Annotated in this window: 21 protein-coding genes and 1 tRNA gene; 11 read left to right on the top strand and 11 right to left on the bottom strand. The window is 49.8% G+C overall.

The genetic code is table 11. The features are described from left to right. Nucleotides 1-3: 3 nt before the first annotated feature. The gene (gene fimH, locus OGV74_RS19490; RefSeq protein WP_016149735.1) at nucleotides 4-1011 is read left to right on the top strand and encodes a type 1 fimbria D-mannose specific adhesin FimH; all 1008 of its coding nucleotides are present in this window, start codon (nucleotides 4-6) and stop codon (nucleotides 1009-1011) included. Further along, nucleotides 1004-1540 carry a fimbria assembly protein gene (gene sfmF / locus OGV74_RS19485; RefSeq protein WP_003021899.1) on the top strand — a complete coding sequence of 179 codons (537 nt, stop codon included), beginning with the start codon at nucleotides 1004-1006 and terminating at the stop codon, nucleotides 1538-1540. Before fimH ends, sfmF begins: the two co-directional genes overlap by 8 nt. Before the next feature lie 49 nt (nucleotides 1541-1589). Here sfmF and fimZ read toward each other — a convergent pair whose 3' ends face one another. From fimZ to fimW, 3 genes are all read right to left on the bottom strand, one after another. Then, a complete protein-coding gene (fimZ, locus tag OGV74_RS19480) occupies nucleotides 1590-2222 on the bottom strand; it encodes a fimbria biosynthesis transcriptional regulator FimZ (protein ID WP_003021902.1) in 633 nt (210 codons plus the stop codon). Nucleotides 2223-2808: 586 nt separating this feature from the next. Then, on the bottom strand, nucleotides 2809-3531 hold the full coding sequence (fimY, locus tag OGV74_RS19475) for a fimbria biosynthesis regulator FimY (protein WP_286521414.1): 723 nt from the start codon (nucleotides 3529-3531) through the stop codon (nucleotides 2809-2811). 385 nt (nucleotides 3532-3916) lie between these two features. Beyond that, nucleotides 3917-4510 (bottom strand): fimbria biosynthesis transcriptional regulator FimW, encoded by a 594-nt coding sequence (gene fimW, locus OGV74_RS19470; protein WP_016149736.1) that lies wholly within the window; start codon nucleotides 4508-4510, stop codon nucleotides 3917-3919. A 253-nt stretch (nucleotides 4511-4763) separates the two neighbouring features. Between fimW and OGV74_RS19465 the strand changes: the two genes are divergently transcribed. Further along, nucleotides 4764-4840, top strand: a tRNA-Arg gene (locus OGV74_RS19465). 37 nt (nucleotides 4841-4877) lie between these two features. Here the strand turns inward: OGV74_RS19465 and torS are convergent. Then, the gene (gene torS, locus OGV74_RS19460) at nucleotides 4878-7643 is read right to left on the bottom strand and encodes a TMAO reductase system sensor histidine kinase/response regulator TorS (protein ID WP_086503792.1); all 2766 of its coding nucleotides are present in this window, start codon (nucleotides 7641-7643) and stop codon (nucleotides 4878-4880) included. Nucleotides 7644-7725: 82 nt separating this feature from the next. On the opposite strand from torS, the gene torT reads away from it, so the two are divergent. Next, a complete protein-coding gene (gene torT / locus OGV74_RS19455) occupies nucleotides 7726-8757 on the top strand; it encodes a TMAO reductase system periplasmic protein TorT (protein ID WP_057063235.1) in 1032 nt (343 codons plus the stop codon). On the opposite strand, the gene torR is transcribed toward torT, so the two are convergent. After that, complete coding sequence (gene torR, locus OGV74_RS19450; RefSeq protein WP_003021912.1) at nucleotides 8730-9422, bottom strand: two-component system response regulator TorR; 693 nt, start codon at nucleotides 9420-9422, stop codon at nucleotides 8730-8732. The two genes, torT and torR, sit on opposite strands and share 28 nt — an antisense overlap. Before the next feature lie 131 nt (nucleotides 9423-9553). Between torR and torC the strand changes: the two genes are divergently transcribed. The 3 genes from torC to torD are packed head-to-tail and all read left to right on the top strand — an operon-like array spanning nucleotide 9554 to nucleotide 13873. After that, nucleotides 9554-10732 carry a pentaheme c-type cytochrome TorC gene (gene torC, locus OGV74_RS19445; RefSeq protein ID WP_003021915.1) on the top strand — a complete coding sequence of 393 codons (1179 nt, stop codon included), beginning with the start codon at nucleotides 9554-9556 and terminating at the stop codon, nucleotides 10730-10732. Beyond that, nucleotides 10722-13262, top strand: a complete 2541-nt coding sequence (gene torA / locus OGV74_RS19440) for a trimethylamine-N-oxide reductase TorA (RefSeq protein ID WP_086503793.1) — start codon at nucleotides 10722-10724, stop codon at nucleotides 13260-13262. Before torC ends, torA begins: the two co-directional genes overlap by 11 nt. Beyond that, nucleotides 13259-13873, top strand: a complete 615-nt coding sequence (torD, locus tag OGV74_RS19435) for a molecular chaperone TorD (protein ID WP_086503794.1) — start codon at nucleotides 13259-13261, stop codon at nucleotides 13871-13873. Before torA ends, torD begins: the two co-directional genes overlap by 4 nt. Before the next feature lie 478 nt (nucleotides 13874-14351). On the opposite strand, the gene uspF is transcribed toward torD, so the two are convergent. Further along, nucleotides 14352-14780, bottom strand: a complete 429-nt coding sequence (gene uspF, locus OGV74_RS19430) for a universal stress protein UspF (protein WP_003835732.1) — start codon at nucleotides 14778-14780, stop codon at nucleotides 14352-14354. A 528-nt stretch (nucleotides 14781-15308) separates the two neighbouring features. Between uspF and OGV74_RS19425 the strand changes: the two genes are divergently transcribed. Further along, nucleotides 15309-16403 (top strand): NapC/NirT family cytochrome c, encoded by a 1095-nt coding sequence (locus OGV74_RS19425; protein ID WP_003835730.1) that lies wholly within the window; start codon nucleotides 15309-15311, stop codon nucleotides 16401-16403. 20 nt (nucleotides 16404-16423) lie between these two features. Continuing rightward, nucleotides 16424-18868 (top strand): trimethylamine-N-oxide reductase 2, encoded by a 2445-nt coding sequence (locus OGV74_RS19420; protein WP_086503796.1) that lies wholly within the window; start codon nucleotides 16424-16426, stop codon nucleotides 18866-18868. Nucleotides 18869-18939: 71 nt separating this feature from the next. On the opposite strand, the gene OGV74_RS19415 is transcribed toward OGV74_RS19420, so the two are convergent. The 5 genes from OGV74_RS19415 to cusR form a co-directional block, all read right to left on the bottom strand. Then, on the bottom strand, nucleotides 18940-19743 hold the full coding sequence (locus OGV74_RS19415; RefSeq protein ID WP_086503797.1) for an MBL fold metallo-hydrolase: 804 nt from the start codon (nucleotides 19741-19743) through the stop codon (nucleotides 18940-18942). A gap of 83 nt (nucleotides 19744-19826) precedes the next feature. Next, nucleotides 19827-20333, bottom strand: coding sequence for a hypothetical protein (locus OGV74_RS19410; protein ID WP_086503798.1), 507 nt, complete (start codon nucleotides 20331-20333; stop codon nucleotides 19827-19829). Between the two features lie 372 nt (nucleotides 20334-20705). Then, nucleotides 20706-21032, bottom strand: coding sequence for a PcoE/SilE family metal-binding protein (locus OGV74_RS19405; RefSeq protein ID WP_003021934.1), 327 nt, complete (start codon nucleotides 21030-21032; stop codon nucleotides 20706-20708). 125 nt (nucleotides 21033-21157) lie between these two features. After that, nucleotides 21158-22609 carry a Cu(+)/Ag(+) sensor histidine kinase gene (locus OGV74_RS19400; RefSeq protein WP_086503799.1) on the bottom strand — a complete coding sequence of 484 codons (1452 nt, stop codon included), beginning with the start codon at nucleotides 22607-22609 and terminating at the stop codon, nucleotides 21158-21160. Next, nucleotides 22599-23282 (bottom strand): copper response regulator transcription factor CusR, encoded by a 684-nt coding sequence (gene cusR / locus OGV74_RS19395; RefSeq protein ID WP_003021940.1) that lies wholly within the window; start codon nucleotides 23280-23282, stop codon nucleotides 22599-22601. Before cusR ends, OGV74_RS19400 begins: the two co-directional genes overlap by 11 nt. Nucleotides 23283-23476: 194 nt before the next feature. On the opposite strand from cusR, the gene OGV74_RS19390 reads away from it, so the two are divergent. Together OGV74_RS19390 and cusF are read left to right on the top strand one after the other, a co-directional pair. Continuing rightward, complete coding sequence (locus OGV74_RS19390; protein ID WP_086503800.1) at nucleotides 23477-24859, top strand: efflux transporter outer membrane subunit; 1383 nt, start codon at nucleotides 23477-23479, stop codon at nucleotides 24857-24859. Nucleotides 24860-24891: 32 nt separating this feature from the next. After that, complete coding sequence (cusF, locus tag OGV74_RS19385) at nucleotides 24892-25239, top strand: cation efflux system protein CusF (protein ID WP_061548164.1); 348 nt, start codon at nucleotides 24892-24894, stop codon at nucleotides 25237-25239. Nucleotides 25240-25311: the final 72 nt, after the last annotated feature.

The raw sequence follows: 25311 nt of genomic DNA, 5'->3' as shown, positions 1-25311 counted from the left end.
ACGATGAAAAGACAAACGGGTTTGTTACTGGGAAGCGCCTTACTGCTGATGGCCCATTCGTCATGGGCGACGGTCTGCCATAACTCGAATGGCACGCCAACGGATGTTTTTTACGATCTGTCGAATGTCTTTAACAGCAGCAACAACCAGCCGGGACAGGTGGTAACGTTACCGGAAAAATCGGGCTGGATTGGCGTGAATGCCACCTGTCCGGCCGGAACGACGGTTGATTACACCTACCGAAGTTATGTCACTGAACTTCCTGTTCAAAGTACCGAGGGCGGTTTTCAGTACCTGAAGCTCAATGACTACCTGCTGGGAGCCATGAGCATCACCGACAGCTATGCCGGGCTGTTTTATCCCCCGCGTAGCTATATCCGTATGGGGACTCACCCCAACGTACCTAAGCAGCAGCCTTTTGGCGTAATGGATTCAAAGCTGGTGTTTAAACTCAAAGTGATCCGCTCGTTTATTAACATGGTTCCGATTCCGCGTCAGACGATGTTCAGCGTCTATGTCACGACCAGTACCGGAGATGCACTAAGCACGCCGGTGTACACCATCAGCTACAGCGGTAAGGTGGAGGTTCCACAAAACTGTGAAGTGAACGCCGGGCAGATTGTTGAGTTTGATTTTGGCGATATTGGCGCATCGTTGTTTAGCAAGGCGGGGGCAGGAAACCGGCCCGAAGGCATTAATCCGCAGACCAAAACCGTGGCGATAAAATGCACCAACGTCGCCGCACAGGCCTACTTGACCATGCGTGTAGAGGCTGAGAAAGCCACCGGACAAATGATGGTTTCTGACAACCCGGATTTAGGTTTTATCGTCGCCGATAGCAGTGGTAACCCGCTGACGCCTAACAATTTGTCCAGCAATATCCCATTTCAATTGGATGATAACGCCGCAGCCAGGGTCGGTATTCGGGCATGGCCGGTCAGCGTGACGGGGAATAAACCTACCGAAGGGCCTTTTACGGCTCGTGGCTATCTGCGAGTGGATTATGACTAACAAGCAAACACCATTCGCAGGGGCGCTTCTGGCGATGGTGTCCCTGCTAACATTCAGTTCGTTGGGCCATGCCGCCTCGTCGCTGGGGGAAATCAATATTGAGCTGCGTGGCAACGTGGTGGACTTTACCTGTGCGGTGATTGCCAGCGACAGCAATAAGTCGGTGGAGTTGGGGACCTGGCCGACAAAGCAGCTTCAGACCAGCGGAGATACCACTCAACCGGTCGCGTTTACGCTGAAGCTTGAAGGTTGCCCGCCGGGATCCGCGTCGATAACGTTTTCCGGTACTCCGGCTCCGGGCACGACGCTGTTGGCGCTTGATGATGCGGTCATGGCGCAAAAGGTGGCGATTGAACTGCACGACAGCGATCGTACGCGATTACCGCTCGAACAGGCGAGCCAGGCCGTGGGGATTGATGAGAACGGCAATGCCACGCTGACCTTTTTCGCCAACTATATCGCGTTAGCCGATGGAGTTCAGCCTGGCGTCGCCAGGGCTGATGCCACGTTTATGATTAACTATAACTAATCAATAAGCTGACAAAACGCTCCCGAACGACATCTCGCCGGGAGTGTTATTACATTAACTCATGCATTTTTGCATAATCGATCAGCTCAACGATGGTGTGCAACCCGAGCTTGGAGTAGATATTCGCCTTGTGAGCGCTAATCGTTTTATTGCTGAGTAACAACTGTTCAGCAATTTCCTTATTGGACAGACCGTTTGCCAGATAACGCAAAACCGTAACCTCGCGGTTAGAGAGCGGCATGTCATTCAGCACACCTTTTTGTGCGTTTATATTGTTAATGAAATTAAGGGTATCCGACGGGAAAAAAGAATATCCCGATAAAATCATTTTTACTGCATTGTAGATATCATTGAGATCCTTTCGTTTACTGACAAAACCATTTGCACCGGCCCGGATAGCACGCCCGGCATAAAAAGACTCCGATTTAGAAGAGAGAAACAGCACCCGAGTTTTCTCCTGCAGAGACTTTATTCTCTTGAGTAATGTAAATCCATCCGAACCAGGTAGTTCAATATCCAGGATGACAAGATCGACCGGGTATGTGCGCAGGTGTTCTATTGCCGTACGGCTGTCGTCGGTTTTCAATACTACCTGAATATTACTGTTTTTCTCGAGTAGTACTTCTATCGACATTCTGACAATAGGGTGTTCGTCCATAATGATAACGGATGCTGGTTTCATTGTTGTATGCCTCAAACTGTTTGCGTATCTTGCGAATTTGATAAAACATCAGGCGTTATAATATTGTCAAATAGCCAAGAATTGTTCTGCGGGAAAACCGAATAAATATTATTTCATCCTTGTTTATTCGGTTGTTCTTCTGCAGAACAATGAATTTGTGGAAAATCCATTTCACACCGGGAAAACTAACAATTAATCAGGAAACTGTGGGGATTATACCTGCTCTGTTCTTTCGGAAAAGACTTACAACATCCCGGTTGTTAATGTCAGTTAGGATATTCTGAAAGATCCAGATGTGTTAATGACTATTGGTAGTATTTATCTGCAGTTCGAATTATGGCAGATTGAAAATTTTTTTAAATAGTAAAAACGATACAATAAACCAATTGTTTAGGTTTTGTTAAGACTGCAATTAGGCTTTTTTATATTGAAATGCACAGAATCAGTAAGGTTAAGTGTGACAGTGGCACCAGGCATAATACCAGGAATAGTTGTAAATATTAAATATTTGTAAAAATTAGATCTTTTTTCTTATTCAAGAATAAGTAGTTTCCTAAAAAATCTTATCGCACATAGGGTTATGGTGTTAAATTAAATGAAGAGAGGTAACGTTGAGGCGGTGTATCAGATGCAAAAAGCGTTGTCTGCTGGATAACCCCAGGCGCGTAATCAATTGGTTCAGGCGATAGATGATACGGTGGTAAGGTTGTGTTTGTAACAATGCAATCTTTTTTAAGGAGTTACCTTGTAAAAGTAAGGCAATCATCTCCCAATCGAGCTGATTTATGCGTCTGGAATGAATATAGTCAGGAACCGGCGATAATAAGGCGTGACGCACCTCCGGAAGGCGTAAATTGCGTGATAGGATATAAAATGGACCGGATAGTGAAATAAAGGTAGTCAGGTCTTCATCACGACTTGAAAGCATTATGAAGATCTGGATGTCATTACGCTGCTTAATTAGCTGGCGCAAACGTTCAAGTATATCGAAATAGGGGAGTGTTAAGCTTTCTATGTCAATCACTAACTGGCTAATTACTGGTTCTTGCATGCTGGGTAAGGCCGACTCAACGCTCTGGAAGACCGCCGTACGTGTGCCTGAGAATAAATGTCGACTTAACGCGTAGGCCAGGTAGTAGTCTGTTGTAATTATCGCCTGAGATATAGTGTCGTCCGGTAATGTGTATTCGAGTTTTTGCGCCAGATACTCGAGCCGGTCAAATACTTGTGAGGTACAGTGGGGATATTGCCAGGTACAGTTAGTGTTTCGTATGCGGCGATAGCGGTCCCGGCGTTTTGCGCTGTGCATCCTTTTCTATTCCATTTCTGTTGCGGCAGGTCTGGATAAATTGCTGACTATAAACATCCCTGACCCAAATTTTTGCCAGCGTAAAGGTCAATGTCCTTGTGCCGTTGGGTTTCAGTACTTCAACAATCATCAGACTGGCAATTGCGTATCCCATCAGAATAATCTGCCGGAAGTTTTCTGATGTCTTACTCAATGCCCAAAAGATCGTTTTATCCAGTTCAACCTCTCTCTGATATTAGATAAAATATTACCGGGTGTGTCTTTCTGTTACCCCGGAAATAGTATGGCTGGATTATTCTGGCAGGCAGAGGATAGGTACAGTAGGAGTCGATACTTAATCGAGGATGAGATATTTCTCAATAAAAATTAGGCAGAGATACCCCGTCTAATTTTGTAGAAAATTCAGATGGGCGCGGATGTATCTTAAGAATTGCTGATCGTTTTTCACATGCAGCTTTTTCATTATGCCGCGGCGGGTCGCTTTGGCCTGAAGATCGCTTATTGAGAGTAAGTGAGCCGTTTCGGCTAAGGTATATCCGCTGGCGAGAAACATTAAGAACTTGCGTTCGTCGACAGAAAAGTTGCGGGTAGTGCAGTAATGGCAGATAGTTGCAGGCACGTTGCTGCGCAGCGCACGTTTTTGCAGGATGGGGACTAATTTTTTAGTCATTTCCTCAACGTCATCTTCTCGATAGATCAGCGGCAACATGTACAGGCAGGGCCGGAACATCAGCTTATCTTTATCATTTCTGTTGCAGATGACAACCCGGTGTTGGCGGCGGGTATGGATCGGAATCTGATAGCAATCGGCGCTGAGCCAATCTTCATCCAGGGAGATAAACGCGATGTCAGCGCGATCGATATTCTCGACAGGTAAAAAGCAGATCTCCTGATGCCACTGATTTGCCAGATGGGAGATGATGATTTTCAGTCCATGTTCGAAGTGACTGTTTTCTTCCTTGATGGCGATACTTAACATTAAAGAGTTCCTGAACCGCTAGAGGGGTAAGGGAATGTTAAGCAAAATCATAAATATTCTAAATACATGTATCCTTAAATCTGGCGTTTCGTGGGCTGAGTTGTTACCAGGTGATTTCCTGGATACCCTTGAACAAGCAGAAAAAATCAACATTCGTACACTTCGCCAGCAACTGAAATAAAAGGCATTGACTCAGCAGGCGCTGACCGTATAATTCACGCGTTTCATCTGCATGAAGTAATTACTTCGCAATGCGCCCTTAGCTCAGTTGGATAGAGCAACGGCCTTCTAAGCCGTAGGTCGTAGGTTCGAATCCTACAGGGCGTACCATTCAAAGTTAGTCCCTATGCTCAGCTTCAACGCACCGTTACGAGTGGGACGGTTTTTCTGCTTCCAGCCAATGTTCTACCTCATAAAGACTTTGTTGGATCTCCTCTCTGAGTGAAAAATCACCCAACGGCTGCTGTTCAAGTGCTGCACACATCGTACTGGCTGAGTGCATTCCCATGCTGGCGCAGCTGCTTTTGAGCTGATGTGCCAGACGTTTTATCTGCTCGCGCTCATTTAAATCTCGCGCCGTGTCAATTTCATCTAATAAAGGAAGGGCGTGTTGCTTAAAGAGCGCTAACCATTCGTGCACCTTTTGCCATCCCATGACCTGGATATCCCCAGCCAATTGCTGAAAATCTAACCGTTTGTTGTCATTGTCTGATGCAAGCGGGAGAGACTCGTTGGCGTGCAGATAATGCGTAATAAGTCGACTGAGTTCATCCCGTGGAACCGGTTTTTGAATAATGCCGAGAAACAGGGTACTGGTTCTTTGGTTTAGCGTTTCGTCGATGACGTGTGCGCTAAAGCCGATCAGGTTAAGTGCCGGATAGTCGTGGGCTAACTGCTGCGCCAGCGTGATCCCGTCGATATCAGGAAGATCGAAATCAACCAGAGCAGCATTAAAGCTGGCATCTTCCCGCAACAGGCTTAACGCCTCCTCGGCACAGTCGACAGCGGTGACCTGTGCGCCATTGAGAGTGAGCATTTCTGTGCTGATGCGCTGCGTAAGAGGATTATCCTCGATAAGCAATAAGCGTAAGCCCTGTAACGATATGGAACGTTGTGCGGGTTTAATGATGGGCATCGTGGTTGCCCGCAATGGCAGACGCAGCTGGAAACAACTCCCGACGCCGGGTGTGCTGGTGACGCTTAGCTCTCCCTGCATTGCCTTGGCGAGACTGGCGCTGATGGTGAGTCCGAGTCCGGTTCCACCGCGTTTACCGCTTACCTGAACGAACGGCTGAAAAATATCGTGCTGACGGGCAGGGTCAATTCCGCATCCCGTATCCTCAACCTCAACATACCAGTCCTGATCTTCACGCCGACTACGCAGGATAATGTGTCCTCGATCGGTAAAGCGTAGTGCGTTGTTTAATAAGTTAGTAATGATTTGCCGGATGCGGCGCGGATCGCCACGTAGGGAAGCGGGAACGTTATCGGCAAAATCCGCAACCAGCACGACCGGACGACCGGCAACGCGGCTGTTCATGAGTTGAAGCGTACTTTCCAGCAAGGGTTTGGGTTCAAAAGGCTCATCGCCTATCGCAACATTTTTTCCACCGGCTTCGATGGCGGAATAGTCGAGGATATCGTTGAGGATGGTCAGCAGAGACTCGCCCGAGTCGGTGATTGCGCGTAGATTTTCCCGATGCTGTGTCAGGGCGGGATTGTCTGAGAGCAACTGCGCAGTGCCGAGGATACCATACAACGGGGTGCGTATTTCATGGCTCATGGCGGCAAGAAACGCCGATTTTGCCTGGTTGGCTTTCTCGGCTTCTGCACGGGCCTGCCGGTGTTCAGATACCATAGAATGCAGCTCGGCGGTGCGAGCTTTAACCTGTGCGGCCAGATGTTTGCGATGGTTATTGAGGGCGTGAACGCTGCTGCGAAAGGCATCCATCAACCGCCCGATGGTATCCAGTTCACGAACGCCTGCGGTTTCCGGAAATGGGGAGTCAATATCCCCCTCAAGTAGACGCTGCAACGCCTGGGTTTGCTGTGCCAGTGGGCGTGTGACTGAACGATAAACCACACGCCAAAGTATAAGAATCAACAAACATAATGACACGCCACCTAACAGCAGCAGCAAGTGTTGCCCGCGCTGGCTGGCCTGTTTGAGATGTGCCAGTCCGCTTTGATTGCGTTGGCCGATGATTTCCACCAACTGGCTGACTTCGCTACTGAAACGGGTAAATTGTTCGATATTATTCTGCGATAAGATCTGCAATTGGGTCGTGATGTCATTATCCTGGCGATACAGGGACAGCAGCTCAATATAACGGCTAATCGTATTGACGGTGTCGGCCACCTGAGTGCGCACCACCGGATCTTCAATACGTATTTGTCGGCGGTGAAGCACTCTGACGGCGGCATTCAACTGGCTTTCCAGCGCAGCCAGGTTATTCTGCGCCTGGTTATTCCCCAGATTCATCACCATTTGCTGCACGCGTAGCGCGCTCAGGCGCAGCTCATTCATCTGGTTATAATATTCCAGATCGATATCGATGAGCCTGTCCAACGCGTGTTCAGCCGCTTGCCCCTGATGACTCTCAATTAAATCATAAATGCTTGCCTGCGTGGCGCCCGCCGAAGTAGCTGCATTGCTGGCCTGGCCGCGAGCCATTTCGGCAACGTCAGCGGTGGCCTCAATAATTTTCTGGCTAAGTTGTTGCTGTTGAGCGCGTAATTTCAGGCGTTCGCCAACCATCTCCCCCTGATGGCTTAACGACTGGGCGATCTCTTTTTCCTGTTGTTCAATGGCCGAGGTATCAAAGCCCTGTTCACGAAGAGTTTTGAGTAATGTGGTTATTTTCAGACTCTGGGCGGTTAGCATTCTCCCCTGAGCCAGCCACATATTTTCATTGTCTGCGGTGGTCAGATTTTGTGCGGAAAACAGTTCCCAGGCACTGGCCTCGCTGAGCTGGCGCGCCATATCCATGGTTGGAATTAGCGCCTGGGTATTGGCCTGCTCAACCTGGCTGACAAAACGCAGGTTATACCAGCCTGTCAGCGTACTGATAAGAGTCAGTGCCGCCATCAGCGCAAAGCCTATCCACAGTCGTTTAGTCAGAGATAAATTCACTGTCTGGTCGCCACAGATTAAAAAGGTTGAGTCCAAAAGAGGAAAGCAACTAGGATAAAGCCTTATCAATGTTGAGGCTATCATGCGCGTATTGGTTTTCCTGCTTATCACACTTTTTCCCGGCTTAAGTCACGCGGCCGGGTCTGCACTGCTGCGCTGGCAGGATACCCGGCAGTCAGTCTCGGTACCGCAGACGGACGTTACTGCAAGCAAAGTCTGGAAACTGTGCGCGTTGTATCCCAGCCTGAAGGATTCCTACTGGCTTTCAGTGAATTACGGCATGCTTGAGGCGGCAAAAAAATATGGAGTAAGCCTGAAGGTGTTTGAGGCGGGAGGGTATCGTCAGTTCACCACGCAAAAAACACAAATCGCCCAGTGCCAGCAGTGGGGCGCGGATGCCATTTTATTGGGCAGCAGCACAACGACTTTTCCGGATTTGCAGGCGCAGGTTGGTACGTTGCCGGTCATTGAGGTAGTGAATGCGATACACGATCCGACGGTGAAAGCCCGGGTTGGAGTTCCATGGTTCCAGATGGGTTACCAGCCAGGCCGCTATCTGGTTAAGTGGAGCGCGGGAAAACCGTTAAAGGTTTTATTATTGCCCGGACCTGATGACGCCGGAGGCAGCCGCGAAATGGTGGCAGGATTCCGTCAGGCGATTGCCGGTAGTCAGGTGCACATCGTGGATGTGGCGTTGGGGGATAATGATATTGAAGTTCAGCGCAACCTGTTACAAGAAATGCTTGAACGTCACCCGGATGTCGATGTGGTTGCCGGTACAGCAATTGCAGCGGAAGCAGCGATGGGAGAGAAGCGGAATCAGGGGACGCCGCTAACCGTGGTCTCTTTTTACCTGTCGCATCAGGTGTACCGCGGACTTAAACGCGAAAGAATCATTATGGCTGCCAGCGATCAAATGGTCTGGCAAGGTGAACTGGCGATTCAACAGGCTATCAGAGTATTACAAGGGCAACCGGTGCCGGAAAATATCAGTCCGCCGATCCTGGTGCTCACCCCGAAAAATGCCGACAGCCAGCATGTTCAGCGCTCACTTTCTCCTGGCGGGTTCCGTCCGGTTTATCTGTATCAGTACACGTCGGCTGCTAAAAAATAACCTTCGCCGTGCTGCGTCACCAGTAAATCGGCCCGTAGCTTATGGCGCAAACGGCGGATCAATACATCCACGGTGCGTAAGTCTGGATTGTCTACCCGTCGTGCCGAAAGCATACGCAGTAAACGTTCGCGGCTGAGAATTTCCCCCGGATTGGTGACAAAGGCGACCAGCATTTCATACTCGGCGCGGGTGAGTTTGATCGTCTCATCGCCCAGCTCCAGAGTATGCCGGGAGACATTCAGACAGTATCCGGCAAACTGATAGCAGTTATCTTTGGTCTCCGGCTGTGCCTGGCGGGCAAGATCGATACGCCAGAGCAAATTTTTAACCCGAACCACCAGTTCACGTAGCTCCAGCGGCTTAGTGACATAATCATCAGCGCCCATTTCCAGGCCAACGATCCGGTCAATTTGATCGCTACGACCCGTCACCAGAATGATCCCTACCGTTGAGCGTTCGCGCAGGGCACGGGTCAGCATTAAGCCATTTTCGTCCGGGAGGTTGATATCCAACAGAATAAGATCGACAGGATGTTGTGACATGATTTCACGTAGGCCTGTAGCGCTGGCGGTGACCGAGACGTGGTAACCCTCCTGTTCAAAGTATGCCTGTAACCTCGCCTGGGTGACGGGTTCATCTTCAACAATTACAATGTGATGCGACATCCTGATGGCGTGCTCTTTCTGTTCATATCTGTTCACATTGTGCCGTAAGTCATTCATCCTGACCAGTGTTGCTGTTCACATTTGATAAATAAGATCCTCTGTAACTAAACCATAAGATTACAGGGGCTATTATGCGGAAACTATGGAGGGCGCTGCTCAGACCGAGCGCACGTTGGTCAGTATTGGCGCTGGTCGTTATCGGGATTGTGGTCGGTATTGCGCTGATCGTCTTGCCGCACGTTGGTATTAAATTAACCAGTTCTACCGAGTTTTGCGTGAGCTGCCACAGTATGCAGCCGGTTTACGAAGAATATAAACAGTCTGCGCATTTTCAGAATGCCTCCGGGGTACGCGCAGAATGTCATGACTGCCACATTCCATCCGATATTCCAGGCATGGTGAAACGTAAGCTGGAGGCCAGCAACGATATTTACCAAACCTTTGTTGCCCACTCTATTGATACTCCAGAGAAATTCGAAGCCAAACGCGCTGAGCTGGCGGAGCGCGAATGGGCGCGAATGAAGGAGAACAACTCCGCGACCTGTCGTTCTTGTCATGACTATGATGCGATGGACCACGCTAAACAACATCCTGAAGCTGCGCGCCAGATGAAGATTGCGGCCAAGGACAACCAATCCTGTATCGACTGCCATAAAGGTATTGCGCATCAGCTTCCCGATATGAGTAGCGGTTTCCGTAAGCAGTTTGACCAGTTACGCGCCAATGCAAACGACGATGGCGAGACGCTCTACTCTCTGGACATCAAACCTATTTATGCCGCCAAAGGTGATAAAGAACCTGCAGGATCACTGCTACCCGCTTCTGAAGTGAAAGTGTTAAAGCGTGACGGTGACTGGCTGCAAATTGAAATTGTGGGCTGGACCGAGAGTAATGGGCGTCAGCGCGTGTTGGCGCAACTGCCGGGCAAGCGCATTTTTGTGGCTTCCATTCGTGGCGACATCCAGCAGCACGTGAAGACGCTGGAGCAAACCACCGTTGCGGAAACGAATACGCCATGGAGTAAATTGCAGGCCACCGCCTGGATGCAGAAGGGCGATATGGTCAACGACATCAAACCTATCTGGGCTTATGCCGACTCGCTCTATAACGGAACCTGTAACCAATGCCACGGCGCGCCAGAGAAAGAACACTTTGATGCTAACGGTTGGATTGGCACGTTGAACGGCATGATTGGCTTTACCAGTCTGGATAAACGTGAAGAACGTACCTTACTGAAATATTTGCAGATGAATGCCTCTGACACTACGGATAAGCCGCATGGCGATAAGGGAGAAAGCAATGAAAAATAACGATCTCTTTCAGGCATCTCGCCGACGTTTTCTAATGCAGTTGGGGGGCTTGACCGTAGCTGGTATGTTAGGGCCTTCGCTGCTCACGCCGCGTAGCGCCAACGCCGCAGAAGTCCAGGGCACTGGCGTCAAAGAGGGGATTCTGACCGGTTCTCACTGGGGGGCTATCCGTGCCACCGTGGTTGATGGTCGTTTTATTGAGGCCAAACCGTTTGAGCATGATAAATACCCGTCAAAAATGATCGCTGGACTCCCGGATCACGTACACGGTGGAGCGCGTATTCGCTACCCGATGGTCCGCGTGGACTGGTTGCGTAAGCGCCATCAGAGCGATACCACTCAGCGCGGAGATAACCGCTTTGTACGCGTTTCGTGGGATGAAGCGCTGGACTTCTTCTACCAGGAGCTGGAACGCATTCAGAAGACCTATGGTCCGAGCGCGCTGCTGACTGCCAGCGGCTGGCAATCGACTGGGATGTTCCACAATGCTTCCGGGATGCTGGCACGTGCCATTGCGCTGCATGGCAACAGCGTGAGTACCGGGGGAGACTATTCCACCGGCGCCGCTCAGGTCATTCTGCCGCGCGTTGTAGGGTCAATGGAGGTATATGAGCAGCAGACCTCCTGGCCGCTGGTACTAGAAAACAGCAAAACCATTGTGCTGTGGGGTTCCGATCTCATCAAAAACCAGCAGGCGAACTGGTGGTGTCCGGATCATGATGTCTACGAATACTACGAGCAACTGAAGGATAAAGTGGCGCGGGGTGAGATTTCGGTCATCAGCGTTGACCCGGTCGTCACCTCAACGCATGACTATCTGGGCCGCGACAAGGTTAAGCACATCGCCGTGAACCCGCAGGCTGATGTGCCGCTACAGCTGGCGTTGGCACACACGCTGTATACCGAGAAGCTCTACGATAAGCATTTCCTCGATAACTACTGCGTTGGGTTTGAGCAATTTCTGCCTTATCTGCTGGGCGAAAGTGACGGACAGCCTAAAGATGCCCAGTGGGCGGAAAAAATCTGCGGAATTGATGCAGATACGATTCGTGAACTGGCGCGGCAGATGGCGGGCGGCAGAACGCAAATTATTGCCGGCTGGTGCGTGCAGCGTATGCAGCATGGGGAACAGTGGGCGTGGATGATCGTGGTGCTGGCCTCGATGCTCGGACAAATCGGTTTACCCGGCGGCGGCTTTGGCTTTGGCTGGCATTACAACGGTGCGGGCACCCCGGGGCGTAAAGGGATTATCCTGAGCGGTTTTTCTGGCTCCACCACCGTGCCTCCTGTGCATGACAGCACCGATTATAAGGGCTACAGCAGTACTATTCCGATCGCGCGTTTTATCGATGCGATTCTGGAGCCGGGCAAAAACATTAACTGGAACGGCAAAACCGTTAAGTTACCGCCGCTGAAGATGTGCGTTTTTGCCGGGACCAACCCTTTCCATCGTCACCAGCAGATTAATCGCATTATTGAGGGATGGCGTAAGCTGGAAACCGTCATCGCCATCGATAATCAGTGGACGTCGACCTGTCGATTCGCCGACATCGTATTGCCGGCGACGACCCAGTTTGAACGTAACGATCTTGACCAATATGGCAACCACTCCAACCGCGGAATTATCGCCATGAAGCAGTTGGTGCAGCCGCAGTTTGAAGCGCGTAATGATTTCGATATTTTCCGCGATCTTTGCCGCCGCTTTAACCGTGAAGAAGCGTTCACTGAAGGGCTGGATGAGATGGGCTGGTTGAAGCGCATCTGGCAGGAAGGAAGCCAGCAAGGGAAGGGACGCGGCGTTCATCTTCCGGCCTTCGACGTTTTCTGGAATCAGCAAGAGTACGTTGAATTCGAACATCCGCAGATGTTTGTTCGTCATCAGGCCTTCCGTGAAGATCCCGACCTTGAACCGCTGGGCACGCCGAGCGGTTTGATCGAGATATATTCGAAAACCATTGCCGATATGCAATATGACGATTGCCAGGGGCATCCGATGTGGTTTGAGAAAATCGAACGCTCACACGGAGGACCCGGATCGCAGCGTTGGCCGCTACATTTGCAATCCGTGCACCCGGATTTCCGTCTGCATTCACAGCTCTGCGAGTCCGAAGCGCTGCGTAAGCATTATGCGGTAAGTGGCAAAGAGCCGGTGTTTATCAACCCGCAGGATGCCAGCGCCAGGGGAATTCGCAACGGCGATATAGTTCGTGTATTTAACGCGCGTGGACAAGTGCTGGCCGGGGCGGTTGTCTCCGATCTCTACTCGCCGGGCGTGGCGCGCATCCATGAAGGTGCCTGGTACGATCCTGATAACGGTGGAGAAATCGGAGCGATGTGTAAATACGGCAATCCGAACGTGTTAACGATAGATATCGGCACGTCTCAGCTGGCACAGGCGACCAGCGCCCATACTACGCTGGTGGAAATTGAGAAGTATACCGGCAAGGTGGATAACGTGACGGCGTTCAGTGGCCCGATAAAAATGGTGGCGCAGTGTGAATATGTCCCGGCTGAGCAGGTGAAGTCATGATGAAAGACACCTCCCTGACAACAGAACAGATGGCCTGCGTTTATGCCTGGCTGGCGCAAATGTTTTCCCGAGAGCGTGATGGTGAAGGATTAGCGCAATTGCAGTCCAGCGAAATGGCTGAGTGGTTCGCGGTGCTCAAAGGTGAGCCGCTGCTTGAGGCGCAGGTCCTTTTGCTAGAGGCGAAAATTGCCGCGCTCAAGGTACGGGAAGACGCTACCCTGGAACTGGCGGCTGATTTTTGCAGCTTGTTCCTGATGTCGGATAAACACGCGGCGTTACCCTATGCATCGGCTCATCTTGAAGGAGGGCCAAACTATGGGGTCATTAAACAACTATTATCTGATGCGGGCATGCAGGTAAGCGATACGTTTAGCGAGTCAGCCGATCATCTGGCGATTTTTATCGAACTGCTGAGCCATCTGCATTTTTCCCTGGCAGAGGCAGGACCGCGTCATCAGCAGGTTGATGCGTTGCGCAGAGAAACGCTGGCAGGGCTGTTACGCTGGTTACCGGAGTTCACCACTAAATGCTGTCGGTATGATGACTTTGGTTTTTACGGCGCGCTAAGTCAGCTGTTGCTGGCTTTGGTCAGACTGGATAATCAGCGCTGAGAGCAGCACATCCGGCGGTAATGAATCTGTTGCCTCCGTCGTATTGCTACGTTCACCTTATGTTTTTCACTTCTCTGAAACGATACTGCCTGTGAACGTGTTAAGGGTACTATCGCCGTACCCTTAACAATCCCGGCTCCCGGCGGGAAAATTGTTGCTGCGCAATACCCTCCGCTTATTCCTTCAGGCTACCGGGCCGGGCGCGAGGCAACATCCCTGTAAAACGCGCCCTGAACCCGCATCCCTGCGGGTTCTCCCGGCCTTACGGAAACACGTCGGCAATTTTCAGCCGGACCAGTCCACACTTGACCTCTTGCGCTTTTATTTGAAAATCGCTGAACAGCAAAACAGATTTAACTGGAAATTAGGGCGTTGAAGCGATGACCTCGCTATGGTTGTTCCACCCCCAGTTATTTCCATGGTCTTTCATCTTCGTGAACTGAATGGCATTAGCACATTCGCTCCCGTTTGAACCCTATCACCGTACAACCAGCACTGGACATTTCGCGTGGCGTACCACGGCTGCTGCCGTTGACCCCAGCAGATAAGTGCTAAAACCGGGTTTATGTGAGGCGATGACAATAAGCTCGGCGTCTACTGATTCTGCCAGTTTGAGGATCTGATCCTTTGGCGGTCCGTAAACGACATGAGTTTGACTCCTGCCTGCAGGAATATTGAACTGCTTAATAATCTCTTCGAGTTTTTCGCTGGCCTTGGCCTGCAGACCACTTCTGTCCGGGAATTCGGTAGAGTAGGCTAGCCCCAGCGAGGCATAGAACGGAACGGTAGGAATAACGGCTAAAAAGTGAACCTTCGCGGTTTTGGCATGCGCCTGAACCTGTGGAACAACATGGCGAGTTAAATCGGTTTCAGAGATATCAATGGGCACCAGAATTGAGCGATACATATTCACTACCTCCTGTTTGTTTACCTCTACTCTGAGTGTAGCGAAAGTTGTCTTTGTATAATAAGTGACCAGATCAAGGTTACGTGCATAAATGTGCGTCAATGAAATGTGTATGTCGCATGTCTGGCCGTATATGTATATGTGAGCAAAACTGTAAGACAGGTATCTTCATTAATACGTGTAATCAAAAAACAGAAAAGGGTTCTTTTTTATGTGTTTTCATTATATATTTAATTATATAACGATTGTCACCAAAGGATTAATTTCAGCAGCTTTTAATCTTTATCAAACTTTTATTCTGATGTTTGTGTGATTAATAGTTAATCAAACTTTATGTTTGGTTTAAAATTCTAATTTTAAACGAAATTTGATATTTACATTTCGTTCTCATTAATTATGCGAGCCCCTTCAAACTTACCCGTTGGCTGATTCTTATTTCTCTCTTCGCTTGATGAATATCAATAAGTAGCTGCTTTAGTATATTTATTGTCTACCTCTAAAAGGGTATTCGTCTGATGGAAATATAAGATGAGAAAAATAAATAAAACTATTATATGGACGATGCTGCTGTGCATTGTTCTTGGTGCAGTTATTGTTTTGGCAGGGCAATGGACATTGCACAAAACCTCGAGCACGGAATTTTGTTTGTCGTGCCATACGATGCAGGCACCTTACGAGGAATATACCGGCTCGGTTCACTTCCAGAATCAGAAAGGCATTCGCGCAGAGTGCGCGGACTGTCATATCCCGGAGGGCGGGCTGGATTATCTGGTGGCTAAGCTGCGGGCCTCAAAAGATGTTTATCACCAGTTCATAACCAAAAAAATCGATACCCCGGAAAAATTTGAAGAACATCGTCTGGAGATGGCGCAAACCGTCTGGGCACAGCTCAAGGCGAGTGATTCTGCGACCTGCCGTAGCTGCCACAGTATGGACGCCATGGATCTTGCTGCACAAAGCGCGGATGCCCAGAAGATGCACAAAATGGGCATCGCGGAAAAGCAAACCTGTATTGATTGCCATAAAGGCGTCGCCCATTTCCCACCTGAAATAAAAATGGATGACAGTGCGCTTAAAGGGCTTGAAGCGCAGTCAGCCTCTACTCCAGCCTCGGCAACTGAGCTTTATGCCGTAAGCAATACCGCGCTTGGCGATCTGGGAACCGTTTACCCGGCAACAAAAATGCAGGTTCTGAAAACAACGGACAACGCGCGACTGGTCGAGATTCGCGGTAGCCAGATGCAGGGAAGTGAACAGGTTATTTACTACGCAGCAGGGCAGCGTTTGATTCTTGCCAGCCTGAGTGAAAAAGGTCAGCAGTCGCTGAAGATCCTCTCCGACTGGAAAAAAGATGACTACGGCAATGCGTGGCGAGATGTCGTGCTGCAGGGCGAATGGAGCGGTTCCGCTCTCGCCAGCCGCGAACCCATGTGGGATTACGCACGCAAACTCGACAATGTGTACTGCGCGGGTTGTCATGCGCCAATTCCGGCGAATCATTTCACGCTCAACGCCTGGCCTTCTGTGGCAAAAGGGATGGGTGCTCGTACCAATATCAGTGAAAACGAACTGGATATCCTGAGCCGTTACTTCCAGTACAACGCGAAAGACATGAACAAATAAGCGATAAATCAGGAGAAATCATGAAACTCACAAGACGTGACTTTATCAAGACGGCTGGCGCGGCAACCGGGACAATGGCGATTTCTTCGGTGATCCCAATGCCGGCCTGGGCCGAAGGCCAGAATGGTGGGGCAATCCTGACGGCAGCACGTTGGGGTGCGGTATACGTGGAAGTCAAAGACGGCAAAGTGGTTTCCTCAAAAGGTGCGTTGCCGAAAACGGTGCCGAACTCATTACAGCAAACCGCGCCGGATCAGGTTCATACCAATATCCGCGTTAAGTATCCGATGGTGCGCAAAAGCTATCTGGAAAACCCGGGTAAAGCGGATGGTAAACGTGGTAACGATCCTTTCGTGCGCGTGAGTTGGGAACAAGCGCTGAAGCTCATTAACGAGCAGCATAGCCGGATCCGTAGCAGCTATGGCCCGTCCTCAATATTTGCCGGTTCCTATGGCTGGCGCTCTAGCGGTGTTCTGCATAAGGCGCAAACCCTACTGCAACGCTATATGAGCATGGCCGGTGGCTACGCCGGTCATACCGGAGATTATTCAACCGGGGCAGCGCAGGTGATCATGCCTTACGTTGTGGGATCGGTTGAAGTCTATGAGCAGCAAACCACCTGGCCGATGGTGCTAGAGCACAGTCAGGTCGTGGTGCTGTGGGGGATGAACCCGCTCAATACCCTTAAAATTGCCTGGAGCAGCACGGATGAACAGGGGATTGAATACTTTAATCTGCTGAAAAAATCAGGGAAAAGCGTCATCGCCATCGATCCGATGCGTTCTGAAACCATCGAGTTCTTTGGTGATAATGCGACCTGGATTGCGCCACATATGGGGACCGATGTGGCGATGATGTTAGGGATCGCCCACACGCTGGTGAAGAAAAATCTTCACGACAAAGCCTTCCTGGAAAAATACACCACCGGATATCCGCAGTTTGAAGAGTACCTGCTCGGCAAGAGCGACAAAATTGAGAAAACCGCCGAGTGGGCATCTGGCGTGTGTGGCGTGCCTGCTGAGCAACTGGAAAAGCTGGCGGAAATTTTCTCCAGCAACAAAACCATGCTCATGGCAGGCTGGGGGATTCAGCGTCAGCAATACGGTGAGCAAAAACACTGGATGCTGGTAACTCTGGCGGCGATGCTGGGGCAAATTGGTACCGAAGGCGGTGGTTTCGGGTTCTCTTATCACTATTCTAACGGCGGTAACCCAACACGCACCGGTGGGGTATTGCCAGCAATATCCGCCAAAATTGAGGGGGGATCATCTGCTGGCAACGACTGGGCGGTTTCTGATGCGGTGACCAGCCTGCCGGTAGCACGAATTGTCGAGGCGCTGGAAAACCCAGGCGGCAAATATCAGCATAACGGTAAAGAGCAAACCTTCCCGGATATCAAAATGATCTGGTGGGCTGGTGGCGCTAACTTTACCCATCATCAGGATACCAACCGCTTAATCAAAGCCTGGCAGAAGCCTGAACTGGTTGTCATCTCTGAGTGTTACTGGACCGCAGCGGCCAAACACGCCGATATTGTTCTGCCAATCACCACCTCGTTTGAGCGTAACGATCTGACCATGACCGGTGATTACAGTAACCAGCATCTGGTGCCTATGAAGCAGGTCATCGCGCCGCAGTTTGAAGCGCGTAGTGATTTTGACGTATTTGCCGATCTGGCTGAGATGCTCAAGCCGGGTGGTAAGGCGGTCTACACCGAAGGCAAAGACGAAATGGCGTGGCTGAAGCAGTTCTATGACGTTGCGCAAAAAGCCGCCCGCGCCCAGCGTGTCGCCATGCCTCAGTTCAACGCGTTCTGGCAGCAGAATAAACTGATCGAAATGCGTGAGAATGAAAAGAATAACAAATATGTGCGCTACGCGGATTTCCGCAGCGATCCGGTGATGAATGCGCTGGGAACGCCGAGCGGCAAGATAGAAATCTACTCGAAAACGATTGAAGGCTATCAGTATAAAGACTGTCCGCCGCATGCGTCCTGGATTGAACCGGATGAATGGAAAGGAACTGCGGATAAAGATCAGCTGCAGCTACTGACGGCACACCCGGCACATCGTCTGCATAGCCAGCTGAACTACGCGTCGCTGCGTAAAGAATACGCGATTGCCAATCGTGAACCGGTGACGATTCATCCGGATGACGCGAAAGCCAGAGGGATTGTCGAGGGCGATCTGGTTCGTGTATGGAATGCTCGCGGACAGGTTCTGGTGGGGGCGCACGTCAGCGACGGTATCAAACCGGGAATCATCTGTATCCATGAAGGCGCATGGCCGGATATTGAAAACGGTATCTGTAAAAATGGCGGCGCGAACGTGCTGACGGCGGATATCCCAACCTCACGGCTGGCGAATGGCTGTGCGGGGAATACCAGCCTGGTATATGCAGAAAAATTCACCGGTGAAGCGCCAAAACTCACCGTCTTTGATGAGCCAGCAATTGTCACCATGTAATGATGATGGCTGATAAACGGGGGCCGTAAGGCTCCCGTTTTTTATTGCTGTTTGGGCAACGTTTACTGTCGTTACTCTGCCAGCACAATGACATCTCCCGTTGCCGGGGCGTCAGTTCCCGGTAGCCACAATCGACCCCATGAACCGGTGCAATGACAGCCGAGTAGTATTTCGGGTTGCTGTTGCTTAATAAATTGTCGGGTCCGCCATAGCTTAGCGGGGGAGGCAGCACGTAAATGAAACCCACCGACCAGGGCATAAATTTGGTTAACCCCTGTGATTTTCTGGCAATGGCGTACGATGTTCTCTATTCCCCGATGCCCGCAACCAGTAATGATGACTAACCCGCGTTCAGATTTATAGATCAACACGCCTTCGTCACTGATGTAGTCTGGTTGGAGTGTTTTTTCGCTAATCACACCATAGGACTGTGGCGTGGGGACGCTAATTTCCCCGGACCACAAAAAGCGATCGCTGATAGCCAGCGGCTCGCGGGTGTATTCCATGATGAATCGAGAGTAGTTGTTATCACGCGAGAGTTTTTTAATTTTTCGTGGTGTTCCCGCAACCGTAACTGAGGCGTATCGTTCACAGGCTATTTGGGGATGGCAAATGATACGGCTGTTATCCGCAAGCCACGGCACGCCGCCGCAGTGATCGTAATGGCCGTGCGACAGCACCACGGCGGTTAAGTGCGTCAGGTCCACGCCCATTTGTGCAGCGTTATGCATGAAGCTGCCATCCGGCCCGGTATCAAACATTATTGTGGTCGTTTCATCCTGAACTAACAGACTTAATCCAGGCTTTGCCAGTAATGTTTTTCCAGCGCCAGCAGCACGTCGGTTTTCAAGCAGCACCGTGAGGGTCAAAGCCATGTCTGACTCCAGTATTAAAACAGCATACTGTAATGCATGGCTTTTGAGGGTGCTGTGATCGCAGCGCTCTTTAGCGATATCTGTTATTCACGCACAATTTTGCCAGCGTTTCCTGCATCGCTGTCATTCCAGCTACCGCGACCATTTGTTTTAATGGTGTAAGTGGCATAACCGACGCGGAAGGTCATCGTATCCTTATAGGTATTTACGTCACGCACTTCCTTACCGTTGACGTAAACGCCGGAATCTTCGACGTGAATATCAACGCTGCGTTGACCATTAGCAAATTTGGCCACGTAATTTCCGCTGAATTTGCCATCAATACCCGCATTATCGTGGTTATCCCGGCCTGTGGTATTTTGCTGCTCTTCACCATGGCGATGATGACGATTCTGCTGGCTGTTATCGTTCTCGATAAAGCCATGATCGTGGTTCCATTGATAGGATTTGTTCACATCACAACCATTGAGTTCGCTCATTTGCGTACAACCTGAACGTACATACTTTTTCTGCATTGCCGGGGTAATTGCACATGCCGTTGTGGCCGTTGTCAGGCCAAGGACCAGGAGGGTCAGCAGACGTTTATTCATTTTTCACTCACTATCATCATTAAGTTTATTTATAGGAATACGAATTTTTTGGCTGTCATTTTTACGACGACGGCAGTCTCCCATTAAATATTAACGACGCATACCAGGGGGAATCCTAATTTATAATTAGGGTGAGGTGATAAATGTTGTGATACGCAACATAATGAGTAGTTGATTTACGATTTTTATACAATCTGAATGGAGGGTTAAAAGGTTTTTACTTTTTAATAGAAGATTTAATGAATTATTAATATTGACATTAACGATGAACAAGGATGCAGGCCTGTATATAAACAGGCCTGCATGGGGAGAGTAGTCCACAATATTCAAACTTAGCGTATTTATGGATATTGTCGTCAATACAGCTCGTCTTTACCCTTGAGTGGAGATCTGTGCGCGGTGCTGCTCGGCCTGTATCTCATGAGCAAATGAATGGCCGTTATTTACTGATTGGTGAACAACCATTGCTTTTTCATGCTCATTCATTTGTGAAAATGATTGCGCATTGGTTGGTGTTGACGATGAATTATTTGCCTGCGAGGCATGTGCCTGCGCCATTTGTTGATGTGCAGAGGCATCACTGTTATTCATCATTTCATGAGCCATTGCGGCCTGTTGATGCACTTTAGGTGTTTCTGCCGCATTAACGCCAGCTGAAATAAAAAACGCGATAGCTAAAAAAGAGGACATCTTATTCATCATATTTCTCCTGTTTGGGTTTACGGAAGAAAGTATAATTAATGGGGACTGTCAATGGCGTGACAGGATTATGACGGTTGTGTCAGAGAATAGGTGATGACAGGTATAAGCGTCATCACCATAAATTACATCGCGTGCTTGGGAAGCGTCAGAATAAAGCGAGTGACATAAGGATTGGAAGTTACCGAGACTTTTCCGTGATGGGCAATCACAATCGATTTCACAATCGCCAGACCAATACCGCTGCCTTCGCCTTTACGCTGCCGTGAAGGGTCCACTCGATAAAAGCGGTCAAAGAGTCGCGGAAGATGTTGCGGGGGAATGGGGGTTCCGGGATTCTCAACGACTATCTGGACCAGGTCATCCGCCTCTTTCACCCGCACGGTTACCGACTCACCCTTTGGCGTATAGCGCATGGCATTTGACAGCAGGTTACTCATTGCCCGGCGTAACATTAATGGGTCGCCTGAAACCCAGCATGCGTGTCCTTCAAACCGTAAACCAACCTCACGCTCCTCTGCCCAGGCTTCGAAAAAGTCGAACACTTTACCGACCTCATCAGCCAGATTGAGCGCTTTTTTTTCTGGGATCAGCTGATTGTTATCTGCCTGCGCCAGAAACAGCATATCACTCACCATTTTCGACATTCGGCCAAACTCTTCGAGATTGGAATACAGCACATCTTCCAGTTCTCTTTGGCTGCGGGTCTGGCTGAGCGCAATTTCTGTTTGGGTGACGAGGTTAGTTATTGGCGTGCGGATCTCATGGGCAATATCCGCCGAGAAGTTCGACTGACGTTTAAATACGTCCTCGATGCGTTCGAGCATGTGATTAAACGAACTAACCAGTTGTTCCAGTTCAATAGGCACAGCCTGCGGATCGAGACGGACATCGAGATCTTTCGAGGTGATATTTTGGATGCGACGACTAACATTACGGATCGGTTCATGGCCTTTGTATACGGCGAACAGCACGATAAAAACAATCATGATGCTAATCAACGAAGCCGTCATAATTAACTTGTTTTTCAGATCGTTAATATAGTGCAGGTGAAAATCGATCGATAACGCCAGATACAGCGTATACGCTGGTTTTCCATCGGCAAGCTTTCCTACTGGCAGACGAATCATTCGCCAGTTAGACGATGTTTTCTGTCCGTGGATATGTCTGGAGGTTTGCAGTGTAGGGCCTGAGATAATAAAAACGTCGCTGGCATGAGCATTTTTATCCGGCCTTGCGCTGGCGATAAATTGCCGAAGATCCGGCGCATTGGGCGAATGAAAAATGGCCTTCTGGTTGCTATCTACCAGAGAAATAATGACGTTCGAGTAACCCGCCACCACATTTTTTAGCGTTTCCAGTCGGCGTGATTCTGGCTCGTTAGGCTGGTTAATAATCCGCTCCAGCGTGGTGCTAATCTCTTGTAAATCATTGATGTCCTGCTCGGCGAAGTGGACTTTCACGGAGTGGATCATTATCCATGCAAAGGCGAAAAATGAAGCAATTGTCGCCAGGCTGATAAAAAAGGTTAGTCGTGTCGCCAGTGAAAAAGGGCGCCGCCATCGTTTACTGGCCATCAGGAACCTCAAGCATATATCCCACGCCGCGCACGGTCTGAATCAGTTTCGGCTCATAATCGTTATCAATTTTGGCGCGCAGACGCTTAACGGCGACGTCGATGGCATTAGTATCGCTGTCAAAATTCATATCCCAGACCTGGGAGGCGATCAGCGAGCGGGGTAAAACTTCCCCCTGATGGCGCAGGAAAAACTCAAGCAGCGTAAACTCTTTGCTGGTCAGAGTGATGCGCGTACCGCTGCGGGTAACTTTTCTGCTGACCAGATCGACCATTAAATCCGCGACCTGAAACTGGCTTTCGACAATCACCGCCGCGCCTCGACGCAACAGCGTTCTGACACGTGCCAGCAGTTCGGCGAAAGCAAACGGTTTAACCAGGTAATCATCAGCACCCAATTCCAGACCTTTAACCCGATGTTCAATGGTACCCAGTGCGGTGAGAAGAAGAATGGGCATTCCTTTGTTGGCGGAACGCAGCATCCGCACGATATCCCAGCCGTTTACGTCCGGCAGCATGATGTCGAGTATGAGCAGGTCGTAATCGCCGGTCATCGCCAGGTGATACCCGTTCAGGCCGTTATCCGCTAAATCCACGACAAAACCCGCTTCCGTCAGGCCTTTTGTCAGGTATTCACCGGTTTTTTTCTCATCTTCGACTATCAAAACCTTCATCGCATTCTCCTTCTCGCACTGGTGTGCGGACTTTCAATTCTAGGGAAGCGGGATCGGATAGCAATCGGTTATTGGGAAAATGACAGTTTTGTCATTTTCCTGTCACCGGTTAAACAGAGTCACTTGGTTAAAGTACAGCACTATAAATTCCTACACATTTTAGGGACATCAGTCCGGTCAGGACGAGAAGAACTATGAGCAAATTTAAGCTTCTTACTCTCAGCGCTATATTCGTGCTCGCCGGTTGTTCATTGGCGCCGGACTATCAGCGCCCGGCTTTGCCGGTGCCGCATCAATTTTCTTTAAGCCAGAATGCCCTGGTAGCGGCTCCAGGTGAATATCAGGACACGGGCTGGCGGAGCTTCTTTGTTGACTCCCAGGTAAAGGCGCTGATTGGCGAGGCATTGGTTAATAACCGCGATTTACGTATGGCTGTGCTAAAAGTTCAGGAAGCGAGAGCGCAATATGGCGTCACGGACGCTGACCGCTACCCGCAGCTCACGGCAGGCTCCAGTGGTACTTACAGCGGTAAATTAAAAGGTGATAGCAGCACCGATCGTGAATTCGAAGCTGGACTCAATCTTAGTTTCGACCTGGATTTCTTTGGGCGGCTAAAAAATATGAGTGAAGCTGAGCGACAGAATTTCTTTGCCAGCGAAGAAGCGCGTCGGGCGGTGCATATCTCATTAATCTCCAACGTGTCGCAAAGTTATTTTAATCAGCGTCTGGCTTACGCGCAGTTGCAAGTTGCTGAAGAAACACTGCAAAACTACCAGCGCTCTTACGCTTTTGTAGAGAAGCAACTGGTAACCGGTAGCACCAACGTACTGGCGTTGGAACAAGCGCGCGGTGTGATCGAAAGTACGCGTAGCGAAATTGCCAAGCGTAAAGGTGATCTGGCGCAGGCCAATAACGCGCTGCAGCTGTTGCTGGGTACATACGGGAAATTACCTGATGACCACGCGCGCAGCCGTGGGGATATTAAACCGGTAACGCTGCCGCCATCGCTCTCGTCGCAAATACTGTTGCAGCGCCCGGATATTATGGAAGCTGAGCACGGATTATTGGCGGCAAATGCCAATATCGGTGCTGCGCGAGCGGCATTTTTTCCGTCTATAACGTTGACCAGTTCCGTGTCCAGTAGCAGCAGCGATCTTTCCAGTTTATTTAATGCCGCCAGCGGCATGTGGAATTTTGTCCCCAAAATAGATATTCCAATATTCAACGCTGGACGTAATCAGTCCAATCTCGACCTGGCAGAAATTCGCCAGCAACAGTCGGTAGTGAATTACGAACAAAAAATTCAGAACGCGTTTAAAGAAGTGGCGGATGCACTGGTGTTGCGCCAAAGCATTGCCGATCAAATTAGCGGGCAGCAGCGTTATCTGGATTCATTGCAAATCACACTACAACGCGCCAGAGCGCTTTATCAGAATGGTGCAGTTAGCTATATCGAAGTATTAGACGCAGAACGTTCTTTATTCGCTACGCGGCAATCGCTGCTCGATCTTAATTACGCCCAACAGGTTAATGAAATTAAGCTGTTTGCTGCCTTAGGCGGCGGTTGGGTGGAGTAATCCTTAATATTAACCTTTCAGGAGCATCAATTATGAATACTACCACCAAAGCTGTGCTGTTTAGTCTTTTCTCTATGATCATGTTTAACGCTCAGGCCAATGAGCATCAGCATGGTGAGATGATGAATATGCAGCCAGCGGCTCAACAGGAACAACTCATTAGCGCTACCGGGGTGATTGAAGCTGTTGATATGGAAAGTAAAAAGATTACGATCAAGCATGATCCTATTCCTGCGGTGAACTGGCCAGCCATGACGATGCGTTTTACACTGGTTGCCGATACGAAGGCTGATGATATTAAGCCAGGCGATAAGGTCGCGTTTACGTTTGTTCAGCAGGGAAATCTCTCTGTGTTACGCGATATTCACATCAGTAAATAACGTTCTCGTTGGTCTCTTTTATTCTTGCCCGGGTTTTTGCGAACGCGGGTGAGACTATCGCGCAATGGAAAT

It is taken from the genome of Citrobacter sp. Cf116, from assembly GCF_030336505.1.
Classification (GTDB): domain Bacteria; phylum Pseudomonadota; class Gammaproteobacteria; order Enterobacterales; family Enterobacteriaceae; genus Citrobacter; species Citrobacter freundii.
The sequence above is the reverse complement of the archived record's forward strand: the minus strand, read 5'-3'. Positions and strand labels throughout refer to the sequence as shown.

Excerpts from the sequence above, each read along its gene's own strand:
- OGV74_RS19425 (WP_003835730.1), top strand. The coding sequence starts at position 15,309 with ATGAGAAAAATAAATAAAACTATTATATGGACGATGCTGCTGTGCATT.
- OGV74_RS19420 (WP_086503796.1), top strand. The coding sequence starts at position 16,424 with ATGAAACTCACAAGACGTGACTTTATCAAGACGGCTGGCGCGGCAACC.
- fimZ (WP_003021902.1), bottom strand. The coding sequence starts at position 2,222 with ATGAAACCAGCATCCGTTATCATTATGGACGAACACCCTATTGTCAGA.
- OGV74_RS19400 (WP_086503799.1), bottom strand. The coding sequence starts at position 22,609 with ATGGCCAGTAAACGATGGCGGCGCCCTTTTTCACTGGCGACACGACTA.
- torT (WP_057063235.1), top strand. The coding sequence starts at position 7,726 with ATGCGCGTATTGGTTTTCCTGCTTATCACACTTTTTCCCGGCTTAAGT.
- torD (WP_086503794.1), top strand. The coding sequence starts at position 13,259 with ATGATGAAAGACACCTCCCTGACAACAGAACAGATGGCCTGCGTTTAT.
- cusF (WP_061548164.1), top strand. The coding sequence starts at position 24,892 with ATGAATACTACCACCAAAGCTGTGCTGTTTAGTCTTTTCTCTATGATC.
- OGV74_RS19410 (WP_086503798.1), bottom strand. The coding sequence starts at position 20,333 with ATGAATAAACGTCTGCTGACCCTCCTGGTCCTTGGCCTGACAACGGCC.
- fimW (WP_016149736.1), bottom strand. The coding sequence starts at position 4,510 with ATGTTAAGTATCGCCATCAAGGAAGAAAACAGTCACTTCGAACATGGA.
- fimY (WP_286521414.1), bottom strand. The coding sequence starts at position 3,531 with ATGCACAGCGCAAAACGCCGGGACCGCTATCGCCGCATACGAAACACT.
- OGV74_RS19415 (WP_086503797.1), bottom strand. The coding sequence starts at position 19,743 with ATGGCTTTGACCCTCACGGTGCTGCTTGAAAACCGACGTGCTGCTGGC.
- OGV74_RS19390 (WP_086503800.1), top strand. The coding sequence starts at position 23,477 with ATGAGCAAATTTAAGCTTCTTACTCTCAGCGCTATATTCGTGCTCGCC.
- torC (WP_003021915.1), top strand. The coding sequence starts at position 9,554 with ATGCGGAAACTATGGAGGGCGCTGCTCAGACCGAGCGCACGTTGGTCA.
- fimH (WP_016149735.1), top strand. The coding sequence starts at position 4 with ATGAAAAGACAAACGGGTTTGTTACTGGGAAGCGCCTTACTGCTGATG.
- cusR (WP_003021940.1), bottom strand. The coding sequence starts at position 23,282 with ATGAAGGTTTTGATAGTCGAAGATGAGAAAAAAACCGGTGAATACCTG.
- sfmF (WP_003021899.1), top strand. The coding sequence starts at position 1,004 with ATGACTAACAAGCAAACACCATTCGCAGGGGCGCTTCTGGCGATGGTG.
- OGV74_RS19405 (WP_003021934.1), bottom strand. The coding sequence starts at position 21,032 with ATGAATAAGATGTCCTCTTTTTTAGCTATCGCGTTTTTTATTTCAGCT.
- uspF (WP_003835732.1), bottom strand. The coding sequence starts at position 14,780 with ATGTATCGCTCAATTCTGGTGCCCATTGATATCTCTGAAACCGATTTA.
- torA (WP_086503793.1), top strand. The coding sequence starts at position 10,722 with ATGAAAAATAACGATCTCTTTCAGGCATCTCGCCGACGTTTTCTAATG.
- torR (WP_003021912.1), bottom strand. The coding sequence starts at position 9,422 with ATGTCGCATCACATTGTAATTGTTGAAGATGAACCCGTCACCCAGGCG.